Annotated in this window: 11 protein-coding genes; 8 read left to right on the forward strand and 3 right to left on the reverse strand. The window is 61.7% G+C overall.

The window, feature by feature from the left end:
• Positions 1-40: 40 nt before the first annotated feature.
• The gene (locus HCI85_RS14210; RefSeq protein WP_090251989.1) at positions 41-877 is read left to right on the forward strand and encodes an HDOD domain-containing protein; all 837 of its coding nucleotides are present in this window, start codon (positions 41-43) and stop codon (positions 875-877) included.
• A 79-nt stretch (positions 878-956) separates the two neighbouring features.
• Positions 957-1,718 (forward strand): substrate-binding periplasmic protein, encoded by a 762-nt coding sequence (locus tag HCI85_RS14215; protein WP_090251986.1) that lies wholly within the window; start codon positions 957-959, stop codon positions 1,716-1,718.
• A 1-nt stretch (position 1,719) separates the two neighbouring features.
• On the opposite strand, the gene HCI85_RS14220 is transcribed toward HCI85_RS14215, so the two are convergent.
• Both HCI85_RS14220 and HCI85_RS14225 read right to left on the reverse strand, forming a co-directional pair.
• On the reverse strand, positions 1,720-3,135 hold the full coding sequence (locus HCI85_RS14220) for a sensor histidine kinase (protein WP_167145368.1): 1,416 nt from the start codon (positions 3,133-3,135) through the stop codon (positions 1,720-1,722).
• A complete protein-coding gene (locus HCI85_RS14225) occupies positions 3,128-3,799 on the reverse strand; it encodes a response regulator (protein WP_167145370.1) in 672 nt (223 codons plus the stop codon). Before HCI85_RS14225 ends, HCI85_RS14220 begins: the two co-directional genes overlap by 8 nt.
• A gap of 206 nt (positions 3,800-4,005) precedes the next feature.
• Between HCI85_RS14225 and HCI85_RS14230 the strand changes: the two genes are divergently transcribed.
• The 6 genes from HCI85_RS14230 to HCI85_RS14255 all read left to right on the forward strand — a co-directional run bounded on the left by HCI85_RS14230 (position 4,006) and on the right by HCI85_RS14255 (position 10,418).
• A complete protein-coding gene (locus HCI85_RS14230) occupies positions 4,006-5,277 on the forward strand; it encodes an OprD family porin (RefSeq protein ID WP_160087992.1) in 1,272 nt (423 codons plus the stop codon).
• Positions 5,278-5,306: 29 nt separating this feature from the next.
• Entirely contained in the window at positions 5,307-6,284 is a 978-nt protein-coding gene (locus HCI85_RS14235) for a Bug family tripartite tricarboxylate transporter substrate binding protein (protein ID WP_167145372.1), read from the forward strand.
• Between the two features lie 138 nt (positions 6,285-6,422).
• On the forward strand, positions 6,423-6,866 hold the full coding sequence (locus HCI85_RS14240) for a tripartite tricarboxylate transporter TctB family protein (RefSeq protein WP_160087996.1): 444 nt from the start codon (positions 6,423-6,425) through the stop codon (positions 6,864-6,866).
• A 2-nt stretch (positions 6,867-6,868) separates the two neighbouring features.
• Positions 6,869-8,377, forward strand: coding sequence for a tripartite tricarboxylate transporter permease (locus tag HCI85_RS14245; protein WP_160087998.1), 1,509 nt, complete (start codon positions 6,869-6,871; stop codon positions 8,375-8,377).
• A complete protein-coding gene (locus HCI85_RS14250; protein ID WP_241693782.1) occupies positions 8,370-9,401 on the forward strand; it encodes an AbrB family transcriptional regulator in 1,032 nt (343 codons plus the stop codon). Before HCI85_RS14245 ends, HCI85_RS14250 begins: the two co-directional genes overlap by 8 nt.
• A gap of 147 nt (positions 9,402-9,548) precedes the next feature.
• Positions 9,549-10,418 carry a DUF6279 family lipoprotein gene (locus tag HCI85_RS14255; protein WP_167145374.1) on the forward strand — a complete coding sequence of 290 codons (870 nt, stop codon included), beginning with the start codon at positions 9,549-9,551 and terminating at the stop codon, positions 10,416-10,418.
• A 7-nt stretch (positions 10,419-10,425) separates the two neighbouring features.
• Here the strand turns inward: HCI85_RS14255 and ung are convergent, their stop codons facing one another.
• The gene (gene ung, locus HCI85_RS14260) at positions 10,426-11,118 is read right to left on the reverse strand and encodes a uracil-DNA glycosylase (RefSeq protein ID WP_167145377.1); all 693 of its coding nucleotides are present in this window, start codon (positions 11,116-11,118) and stop codon (positions 10,426-10,428) included.
• Positions 11,119-11,303 lie beyond the last annotated feature (185 nt).

Here is an 11,303-nt window from a genome sequence, read left to right on the forward strand (position 1 = left end):
ACACTTATCACTATTGCTTGAACGCCAAAGAGAATTGCCCATGAGCAAGCTTGCCGAGAAAGTCCAAAAGGAACTGACCCAGGCCATCGACAATGATGAGCTGGTCCTGCCGACTCTGCCGGAGGTCGCACTGAAAGTCCGCGAGGCAGCCGAAGATCCGGATATCAGCATCCCGCAACTGAGCAAAGTGATTGGCAACGATGCCGCCCTGACCGCGCGCATCATCAAGGTGGTGAACAGCCCGTTGCTGCGCACCAACAAGGAAATCACCGACCTGCAGATGGCCGTCGGTCGCCTCGGCATCAATTACACCTGCAACCTGGCCACGGGCCTGGCCATGGAGCAGATGTTCCAGGCAACCAGCGATGTGGTTGACCGCAAAATGCGCGAAGTGTGGAACAAAAGCACGGAAATCGCCGGCATCTGCCACGTGCTGTGCAAACACTACACGCGCCTACTGCCCGACCAGGCCACCCTCGCCGGCCTGGTGCATCAGATCGGTGTGCTGCCGATCCTCACGTACGCCGAAGATCACAGCGAGCTACTGGCTGACTCGATCAGCCTCAACCACGTGATTGAGCAGATCCACCCAATCATCGGCGACAAGATTCTGCGCACCTGGGACTTTCCTGAACTGATTGCCATGGTTCCCAGCCAGTACCTGGACTTCACCCGTGACAGTGCCAAAGTCGACTATGTCGATATCGTCCAGGTCGCTACCTTGCAGAGTTACATTGGCAGCGAACATCCCTACACCAAACTGGACTGGAGCCAGATCCCTGCGTTCGCCAAGCTGGGCCTTGATCCAAACCAGAACCTGAACGAAGACGAAGACCTTTCCGCCGCCATGGAAGCGGCCATGAGCATGCTTCAGTAACCTCCCTGCAAACGCATGCAACCGAATGCAACCGAATGCAACTAGACTGTACGCAGTCCCCGCATTTGGCATTCGGTTCATGCGCCTACTGCTGCTACCCCTTCTATTCAGCTTGTTCTGCGGCAGCCTCACTGCCGCAGAATCTGTGCGCCTGACCAACGGTGAATGGCCGCCTTATCTGGGAGAACAGCTGCCGCATAAGGGCGTCGCATCACGCATCGTCGCCGAAGCCTTTGCCCTGCAGGGAGTTGAGGTGACCTGGGAATTCCACCCCTGGGCACGCTCGCTGCAACTGGCCGAGCGCGGCAAACGCGATGGCAGCGCGGTCTGGCTGCACAGCAGTGAGCGTGAAGAAAAGTTCTTTATCAGCGACCCGGTGGTGGAAAGCGGTTACTACCTGTTCCACCGCAAGGGCTACAGCTTTGACTGGCAACAGATTGGCGACCTGCAAGGTCGACGCCTGGTCGGCACCCGCGGCTATGACTATGGCGCAGCCTTTCAGCAGGCCGAAGCCAGCGGACAATTGCGGGTCAATCGGGTGACCAGTGATGAAACCGCCTTTCGCCAACTGATTGCCGGCCGCGTCGATCTGTTTCCAATGGACAAGGTGGTCGGCTTCGACATGCTGCATCAGCACTTCAGCGCAGCCGAGCGCGCGCAACTGAGCTTTCACCCCAAGCCCCTACGCAGCGACAGCCTGCACCTGCTGCTCTCGCGGGAAGTACCCGGTAATGCCGAGCTGATCGCCCGCTTCAACCAAGGCCTGGCGCAACTGCGCGAAAGCGGCAAGGTTACCCAGTACCTGCTGGAAATTCAGCAGCCACTCAGCCTCGCGCCCTGAGTCAGACGTCTACGCCGACAAACTCGACGCGCACCAACAAACCGTGCGGCTGCGCCTGGTGCAGGCTGATCTCAGCCTGATGCGCCCGGCAAATCTCACCGACAATCGCCAAACCCAAGCCGGCCCCAGAACCCTTGCTACTGCGCCGATAGAAGCGCGCAAACACCCGCTCATGCTCTTCTGGCGGGATTCCCGGACCGTCGTCTTCGACCTCCAGCACCCCAGTCGGCAATACCCGCAGGATCACATTGCCGCCGGCAGCGGTGTGCGCCAAGGCGTTATCCAGCAGGTTGCACAGCAGCTCGTTTAGCAGCGTAGGCTCGCCACTGACCCATACCGCCTGCTCAGCCTCCAGTGCCAGCGCAATCTCCCGCGCATGGGACAGTGGTGCCAGCGCCATGCCCAGTTCACGCGCCAGCTGGCTGAGATCCAGACGCTGCGCGCCACCTTCAGCAATGGCCCGTGCACCGCTTTCGATACGTGCCAGCGAAAGCAGCTGATTGGCCAGATGGGTCAGTTTGTCGGTGTTCAGCGCGGCCTCTTCCAACGTGCTGCGCCAGATCGAGGGTTCCTGCGCGCGCAGCCCTAACTCAACCCGCGCCTTGAGCGCGGCCAAGGGCGTGCGCAGCTCGTGGGAGGCATCGGCAATAAATTGTGACTGGCGCTCGAACAGGTTGCGCAGCCGGTCATTGAACTGGTTCAGCGCATCAATCAATGGCCGTAGTTCACGTGGCATGCCGAGATTCGACAGCGGCTGCAGATCATCACTGGTGCGCGCCGCCACACTGCGGCGCAAGGCTTCCAGTGGGCGCAGCGCAGCGCTTACCGCCAGCCACACCAGCAGCAAGGCACTCAGCGACAGCACGCCCATGCGCAGCAAGGTGCCGAGCAACAGCTCGCGGGCCATGCGCTCACGCGCGCCCTGGGTTTCCGCCACACGGATTTCCGCCACGCCGTTAAGGCCCGGCTCACTGACCGGCTGCAGCAGGCTGACCACCCGCACACCCTGCTCACGAAACTCGGCATCGTAGAAACGCGCCAACGCCGGATAATCCTCTGTGCGTTTGATATGGGCCGGCGGCGGTGGCAGATCTTCATAGCCCGACACCAGCGCGCCCTGTACATCCAACACCTGGTAGTAGATGCGCCCAGCACTGTCATAGGCAAAGGTGTCCAGTGCCACATACGGCACGTTGGCATTCAAGCGCTCGGCGGTGGTGTACAAGCCGTCGGCAACCGCCCGCGCCGAAGCCAGCAAGGTGCGGTCGTAGGCAGTATCCGCGGCATGCCGAGCGCTCCAGTAAGCGCTCAGGCTACTGACCAGCAGAATCAACGCCAGCAACACCGCCAAGCGGCGGATCAGCCGTCCGCGCAGGCTGCCCGGTTCGTGGTTTTCAAGCGGGTGATGCTCAGTCACCAACAGCCTCCAACAAATAGCCAAGCCCACGGAAGGTGACGATGCGCACCCCACTCCCTTCGAGCTTTTTGCGCAGGCGATGGACGTAAATTTCAATGGCGTCACTGCTGGCCTCTTCATCGAGACCAAACACCTGAGCGGCCAACTGCTCCTTGCTCATCACCCGCCCAGGCCGGGCAATCATCGCCTCCAGCACCGCCTGTTCGCGGGAGGTCAGGGTCAGCAGAGCATCGACAAGGGTAAAGCGCCGGGTATCCAGGTCATACAGCAGGTTGCCGCAGCGTTGCTGGCGCTCGCCACCGAGCACAGTACGGCGCAGCAGTGCCTTGACCCGCGCTTCCAGTTCAGTCACTTCAAAGGGCTTGGCCAGGTAATCATCGGCACCGAGATTAAGACCATGCACGCGATCCTTAACCTCACCACGGGCGGTGAGCATCAGCACCGGCAGGGTATTGCCACGCTCACGCAAACGCGCCAGCACCTGAAAACCGTCCAGGCGCGGCAGGCCGATATCGAGAATCGCCAGGGCGTAATCCTCACTGCTCAAGGCCAGATCAGCCGCCACGCCGTCATGCAGCATGTCCACATTAAGCCCGATGCCACGCAGGGCCTGAGCCACGCTTTCAGCCAGGGGCAGATGGTCCTCGACCAGTAGGACTCGCACGGTAGTAGCACTCCACGAACTTGTTGTTATGTGCCCAGTGTAACGGCGCAGAGGCCGCTGCGAATGCCCCAGCGACTTTCTTTCAAACTGAAAGCCTGGTGAAAGCTTGACCCCCTAGCATCGGTTTCAGGTGGCTCGATCCACCGACCTGAACGACTGACGCAGTGGTGCGCAGCCGTGACAAAAACAACAATGGAGACCACAGGATGCCGACTGCATCTCATCAGGCGCTTGCGCCTGCTCACCTGCTTAGCCTGGCAATCGCCACCGCCCTACTTGCCCCCGCTGCACACGCCGATTTTGTGGCTGACAGCAAAGCCAGCCTGACCACCACCAATATCTACCTCAATCGTGATTTCCGCGAAGGCACCAGCAGCCAGCAGAACAAGCGTGAAGAGTGGGGCCAGGGTTTCTGGCTCGACGTCCAGTCCGGCTACACCGAAGGCACCGTGGGCTTTGGCCTTGATGCCCTGGGTCTGGTTGGGGTCAAACTGGATTCCGGCGGCGGCCGCACCGGCACCGACCTGCTCCCCGTACAAGACGATGGCGGCACCCCGGACCAATTCGGTCGCCTGGGCCTGACAGCCAAGGTCAAGGTCTCCAATACCGAGCTGCGCTACGGCTCGCACGTGCCAGAGCTGCCGGTGGTCAAGGCCAGCGACAGCCGCCTGCTGCCGCAGGTGTTCGAAGGCGGCCTGCTGACCTCCAGCGAACTTGACGGCCTGACCTTTACCGGCGGGCGCCTGGATAAAGTCATCGACCGCGCCTCGACCAACTCCGAAGAGCTGATCCTCAACAGCAAGAACCGCCGCTTCGCCGCAGGTATCACGGCGGATCATCTGGACCTGATGGGCCTCGACTATGAGTTCGCCAAGGGCCTGACCGGGCGTTATTACTTCGCCGACCTCGACGACATCTACCGCCAGCATTTCTTCGGCCTGCTCGCCAGCCAACCGCTGGGCAGCGGCACCCTGAGCGCTGATGTACGGATGATGCTGAGCAAGGACAGCGGCGCCTCCAATGCCGGCAAAATCGACAACCGCGCCTTCAACGCCATGCTCACCTACGGCATCAACGGCCACAAACTGGGCCTGGGCTTTCAGGACATGAGCGGCGACACCGGTTATGCCTACATCGATGGCAGCGACCCGTTCCTGGTCAACTTCGTGCAGATAAACGACTTCGCCAACGCCGACCAGCGCTCCTGGCAGGCCCGTTATGACTACGACTTCGGCAAGCTCGGCGTTCCCGGCCTGAGCTTTATGACCCGTTACATCAAAGGCAGCGACGCGCAAATCGCTGGCACTGATGACACCGGCGGCGAGTGGGAGCGCGACATCGAGGTCAAGTACGTGGTGCAGAGCGGGCCGCTGAAAGATGTCTACGTACGCCTACGTAACGCCAGCTTCAAATCCGACTTCGCCCGCGATGCGGACGAGAACCGCGTCATCGTCGGCTACACGCTGCCGATCTGGTAATCCACAATAAGAGATCAGAGGAATACCCCATGAAAACTGCCTTTACCCGCATCGCCCTGGCCACCGCCTGCATGGCCTTTGCCGGCCAGTTGCTGGCCGCCGAACCGAAACGCCCGGAATGCATCGCCCCGGCCAAGCCCGGCGGCGGTTTCGACCTGACCTGCAAACTGGCCCAGAGCGGTCTGAAAGACAGCGGCCTGCTCAAAGCCCCAATGCGCGTCACCTATATGCCCGGCGGAGTCGGCGCGGTGGCCTACAACGCGGTGATCGCCCAGCGTGCCGATGATCCGGGCACCATCACCGCGTTCTCCAGCGGATCCTTGCTCAACCTGGCGCAAGGCAAGTTCGGCCGTTACGACGAAACCGGCGTGCGCTGGTTGGCTGCGGTAGGCACCGACTACGGCGCGATCACCGTACGTGCCGACTCGCCGTATCAGAGCCTGGACGATCTGGTCCAAGCCTTGAAGAAAGACCCGACCAGCATCGTCTTCGGCGCTGGCGCCACCATCGGCGGCCAGGACTGGATGCAGACCGCGCTGATCGCCCGTCTGGCCGGGATCGACCCGAAAAACCTGCGTTACGTGGCCTTTGAAGGCGGCGGCGAAACCCTAACTGCCATGCTCGGTGGCCATGTTCAGGTCACCAGCAGCGGCCTGGGAGAAGTCACCCCGCAGTTGGCGGCGAAGAAAGTGCGCATCCTTGCCGTGCTCTCCGAAGAGCGTCTGCCAGGCAAACTGGCCGATATCCCCACAGCCAAGGAACAGGGCTACGACATCGTCTGGCCGGTAATCCGCGGCTTCTACATGGGCCCAGAGGTGACGGACGAGCAGTACAACTGGTGGAAACAGCAGTTCGACACCCTGCTTGCTCGTGAAGACTTCGCCACCCTGCGTGAACAGCGCGACCTGCTGCCGTTATCGGTGACTGGCGACGAACTGAAAGCCTTGGTCTTCGAGCAAGTTGAGGAATACAAGGCGCTGGCTGGCGAGTTCGGCCTGATGCAATAACACCAGCGCCACCCTCTCCCAGGCGGGAGAGGGTCGGGGTGAGGGGTGGCAGTGATAAACCGCACCACCCAAACCCCTCCCCTAACCTCCTCCCACTGGGAGCAGGCTTTAGATGCCCAAGTTCTGAGGTAATCCTCCATGTACGTTCGCCTGTTCGCCGCGAGCTGGCTGCTGTTTTGCGCCGTTCTCGCCGTCATCGCCTGGGGCTTCCAGGCACCCTTCGCCTATGACCCGGTCGGGCCGCGCGCCTACCCGTTGCTGCTGCTCAGCCTCATGTCAGCTGGCAGCCTGTGGCTGGTGATCAAGCCCGGCTTGCTGGAGCAGACGCTGAATACCCGCGCAGCCGTACGTGCGGTGCTGTGTGTACTGGCGCTGCTGGCTTACGCGCTGCTGTTCGAAGTGCTCGGCTTTGTCATCAGCACAACGCTGGCGACCTTCGCCCTTGGCCTGCTGTTCACCGGTCGCCCGCTACCCTGCGCCATCAGCGCCGTGCTGATGGGTGTGCTGCTGTATGGCCTGTTTGATTACCTGTTGGATGTGCCGCTGCCCCTCGGCCTGTTCGAAGCCTTTGTGGAGAGCTGAAAATGGAAACCCTGAATTTCTTGATGCAAGGCTTCGAAGTCGCCACCCGACCGGAAAACCTGCTGGTAGCCTTATTCGGTGCCTTTGTCGGCACCATCGTCGGCCTGTTGCCGGGCCTTGGCCCAATCAATGGCGTAGCGCTGCTGCTGCCACTGGCCTTTGCCCTCGGCCTGTCACCGGAAACCGCACTGATTCTGCTCGCTGCCGTGTACCTGGGCTGTGAGTACGGCGGGCGTATCTCGGCGATTCTGCTCAACGTACCGGGCGACGCTGCGGCGGTGATGACCACCCTCGACGGCTACCCACTCGCCCGCCAGGGCAAGGCCGGGATCGCCCTGTCGCTGTCGGCCGTCAGCTCGTTTATCGGCAGCATGATCGCCACCTGCGGCGTGGTGCTGTTCGCGCCAATCCTGGCCAACTGGGCGGTGGCCTTCGGCCCTGCCGAGTACTTTGTGCTGATGATTTTCGCCATCGCCTGCCTCGGCGGCATGGTCGGCGACAAACCGGTCAAAACCCTGATGGCTGCGTTGATCGGCCTGGCCCTGGCCACCGTTGGCGTGGACTCGACCACCGGCGTGTATCGCTTCACCTTCGGCAGCGTCAGCCTGTCGGACGGAATCCAGTTCGTTATCGTGGTAATCGGCTTCTTCAGCGTCAGTGAAGTGCTGCTGATGCTGGAAAAAACCCACAACGGCCAGAAAGCCGTGAAGGCCAGCGGCCGCCTGCTGTTCAACTTTAAAGAGTTCTGCTTCACCTTCTGGACCATGGTGCGTAGCGCCGTGGCCGGCTTCGTCATCGGCGTTCTGCCAGGTGCCGGTGCGACCATCGCCAGCGCCATGACCTATATGACGGAAAAACGCATGGCCGGCCCGAACGGTAAGTTCGGCGACGGCGACCTGCGCGGCCTGGCGGCGCCGGAAGCGGCGAACAACGCCTCGGCCTGCGGCTCACTGATCCCCATGCTGACCCTCGGCGTACCGGGTTCCGGCACCACGGCAGTGATGATCGGCGCACTGACGCTGTACAACATCACCCCCGGCCCGCTGCTGTTCGAACAGCAGCCAGACGTGGTCTGGGGCCTGATCGCCTCGCTGTTTATCGGCAACGTGATCCTGCTGGTGATGAACATTCCACTGGTTGGCCTGTTCGCCCGCATGCTCAGCGTGCCCAACTGGGTGCTTGTGCCGGCGATCACCGTGATCAGCATGGTCGGCGTTTACGCGGTGCACAGCACCACCTTCGACCTGGTGTTGATGATCGGCCTCGGCGTATTCGGCTACATACTGCGCAAGCTGGACTTCCCGCTGTCGGCACTGATCCTCGGCTTCGTTCTAGGCGAGCTGATGGAAGACAACCTGCGCCGCGCCCTGTCGATCTCCGCCGGCGACCTGAACATCCTCTGGGGCAGTCCGATCAGCCTGTGCCTGTGGGCACTCACCGCACTGATGCTGGCCCTGCCAGGTCTGCGCTGGTGGCGTTCGCGCCGTGCGGCGCAACTGGCCAATGCCTAAGTTGCACATGCTCACCGGCTGGCAAAGCTGGTGGGCCACGCCCCTGGTCGGCTTGTCAGGCGGCTATCTGGCCAGCCTGATCGGCTGGCCTTTGCCGTGGATCATCGGCTCGCTGCTGGCAGTGATCGCCGCACGTTGTAGCGGCTGGCTGATCACCGAGCTGCCGGGCGGACGCAAGACCGGCCAGTGGCTGGTGTCCAGCGCCATCGGCCTGCATTTCACCAGTGAAGTATTCGGCCAACTGCTCAGCCACTTCGGCGTGATTCTGCTCGGCGCCCTGCTCACCCTGCTGCTCAGCCTGATCGGTATTGTCGTGCTACGCCGCGCCGGCCTGGATCGAGCCACTGCGTTCTTCGCCAGCATGCCAGGTGGTGCCAGCGAGATGGTCAACCTGGCGCAACGGCACAACGCCGAAACCGCCAAGGTGGCCGCCGCCCACAGCCTGCGATTACTGCTGGTGGTATTGCTGATTCCGGCAATCTTCACCTGGAGCCTGCCGCCCATCGCACCACCAGAACCCGCAGCGGTCAGTTGGCCCTGGCTGGCGGTACTGCTACCCGGTGGCGCGGTGCTGGCTTGGCTATGGGGACGTTTGGGCCAACCCAACCCGTGGATGCTCGGCCCGCTGACTGTCTGCGCCGTAGCCAGTGTCAGCTTCGATCTGCACCTCGGCTTGCCCGATGGCCTCGGCCAGACCGGTCAATGGCTGATCGGCTGCGCCCTAGGTTGTCACTTCGACCGCAATTTCTTTCGCAGTGCGCCGGGGTTTCTCGCACGCATTCTGCTGTTCTGCCTGCTCGCCATGCTCGCCGCCGCCGCGTTGGGCCAAGGCCTGGGCTGGCTGGCCGGGGAAAACCAGAATGCACTGATGCTCGGCATGATGCCCGGCGGAATCACCGAACTGTGCCTGACCGCCGAAGCCCTGCATCTCTCGGTGGCATTGGTCACGGCCTTGCAGGTGCTGCGCCTGTTTCTGGTGATGTTTCTCGCCGAGCCGTTATTCAGGCTCTGGCAACGCAGCTGATGCGATTACAACGACCACGTTTAGCCCGCCTTGTGCGGGCTCTTTTTTGCCTGCAACACAGCAGTTTTTGTTTAACAGATATGTCTGTAGCCACCCAGCCGCAGGCGACAGCGGTACTCTCAGGCCCTCACCATCGAGGCATCCTTTATGAGCGTACTGCGTTGGCCCGCCGTGAAAACCCTGCTGCTGTTGCTCTGCCTGAGCCTACTGATTAGCGCCTGCAGCCGTGCCGGCCTGGCGTACCGCAACCTGGATTGGCTGGTGCCCTGGCGGCTGAACGATTACCTGAACCTCGATAGTCAGCAGCAGGCCTGGCTCAAACCCCGCTTGCAAACGCACCTGCAATGGCATTGCAGCGCCGAATTGCCGCGCTATATCGACTGGCTGCAAACCACCGAAAGCATCCTCGCCCAGCCGCAACCCGATAGCGCTCAGCTGCTTGAGCAATTTGCCCAGTTCGATGCCGCGCTCAACCGCATTGGCGTCGAGATCACCCCCACCGCTATCGAGCTACTGCAAGATCTGAGCGAGCAGCAGGTCAACGAGCTTTACGCCGCGATGGATGAGGACAACCTGGAAGATCGCCAGGACTTTCTCGACCCGCCCCTGGCCACCCAGATCAGCGAACGCCAAACGCGTATGCAGGAACGCCTGCGGCCCTGGCTCGGCCGCCTGAACAGTGCTCAAACTGAGCATATCGCCACCTGGGCCAACAGCCTCGGTGAGCAGAACCGCCTGTGGCTGGAAAATCGGCAACTCTGGCAGGCCGAGCTGCGCAAGGTGGTCGCCGAACGCGATAGCGCAGACTTTGCCGAACGAGTAACTCGCCTGCTGCAGCAACGCGAGAGCTTCTACAGCGACGAGTACCGCGCCAGTTATGGCCGCTCACGCCAGGCGCTGGCCACGCTGTTCAGCCAGCTGTTGAGCAACAGCGATGAAGCGCAGCGCGAGCGCCTGAGTCACCGCTTGCGCGACCTGCGCAGGGATCTGGCCGAGCAGCAGTGCGACGCGGCTTAACAGACTGTTAAGCCGCGGGTAAGCGCCAGTCGATCGGGCTCAGTTCATGCTGCTGGAGGAACTTGTTGGTGCGGCTGAAATGACCGTTGCCGATAAAGCCACGGTGCGCCGACAGCGGCGAAGGGTGCACGGACTTCAGCACCAGGTGCTTGCTGACATCGATCAGCTTTTCCTTGCTCTGCGCATGGGCACCCCAGAGCAGAAACACCAGACGCTCCTGCTGCTGGCTGACCACCTCGATCACCTTGTCGGTAAAGGTCTGCCAGCCGATCTTGGCGTGGGAGCCGGCGATGCCATGCTCAACCGTCAATGAGGTGTTGAGCAGCAGCACCCCCTGCTCCGCCCAATGCTGCAGGTTGCCGTGTTCGGGAATATCGATATTCAGGTCGCGCTTGAGCTCTTTATAGATATTCACCAGCGACGGCGGCGTCTTCACCCCTGGCTGCACCGAGAAGCACAGACCATGAGCCTGCCCCGGCCCGTGATAAGGGTCCTGGCCGATAATCACCACTTTGGTCTGCGCCAACGGCGTGGAGTTGAGCGCATTGAAGATCAGCGAGCCAGGCGGATAAATCTGCTTGCCTGCGGCCTTCTCGCTGCGCAGAAAATCCCCCAGCTCACGCATATAGGGCTTCTCGAACTCAGCATGCAACGCGGCCTTCCAGCCGGCTTCAAGTTTGACGTTATCGGCGGCGCTCATGCCTGATTCCTGCTTAATCCAACGAAGACGGCACGCTAAGGAAGGCGGCTAGGCAAGTCAAGGCGAGCGCGCGGAACAACCCGCAAGAACACCATCTTCATACTGTCGCTAAAAACCGACCTACCGGAACGCAGGAGACTGGCCACGATCGCCGCGTCCCAAACCGTGGCTTAACCCTACGGCTT

It is taken from the genome of Pseudomonas sp. OTU750018 (assembly GCF_011636575.1).
Taxonomy (GTDB): Bacteria; Pseudomonadota; Gammaproteobacteria; order Pseudomonadales; family Pseudomonadaceae; genus Aquipseudomonas; species Aquipseudomonas peli.